Source organism: Paenibacillus zanthoxyli JH29 (genome assembly GCF_000520715.1).
GTDB classification, from domain to species: Bacteria; Bacillota; Bacilli; order Paenibacillales; family Paenibacillaceae; genus Paenibacillus_AQ; species Paenibacillus_AQ zanthoxyli.
The window spans coordinates 1-321 of record NZ_ASSD01000506.1 but is presented as its reverse complement, the minus strand read 5'-3'; the positions used below and the strand labels follow the sequence as shown (position 1 = coordinate 321).

Here is a 321-nt window from a genome sequence, read left to right as displayed (position 1 = left end):
GCGGCTCCGCCAGCCTCGCCGCAGCCTTCCCCTTCGCAGGGGGCGGGGATCGTAAGTTATCCCGAAGCCGCCGCGTATCTTGAGCATGGCGACAGTAAGGGCGGAAGCTCGCTGATGTTCGCCTTCGCCTCTGCAGACGCCTGCCGAAAGTTCAACCCTGCGGAGATTAAAGTGGATTCCGGCACAGGAGAGGCTGTTATCTATAAAGTTGGCGGTCTTGACCATAGCTGTGAGACGCAGGTATCCGCAAGTCCTTCGGGCGCCCCGAACGCGGCGGATTCAAGCACGGCAGGCGGTACGGTTGCGGCAGTAGACGGAAAC

At 61.4% G+C, this 321-nt stretch carries 1 protein-coding gene; it reads left to right on the top strand.

The genetic code is table 11. The annotated features are described in order from the left end of the window. A partial coding sequence (locus tag L691_RS32990) for a hypothetical protein (protein ID WP_036737380.1) occupies positions 1–321 on the top strand: 321 nt, incomplete at both ends.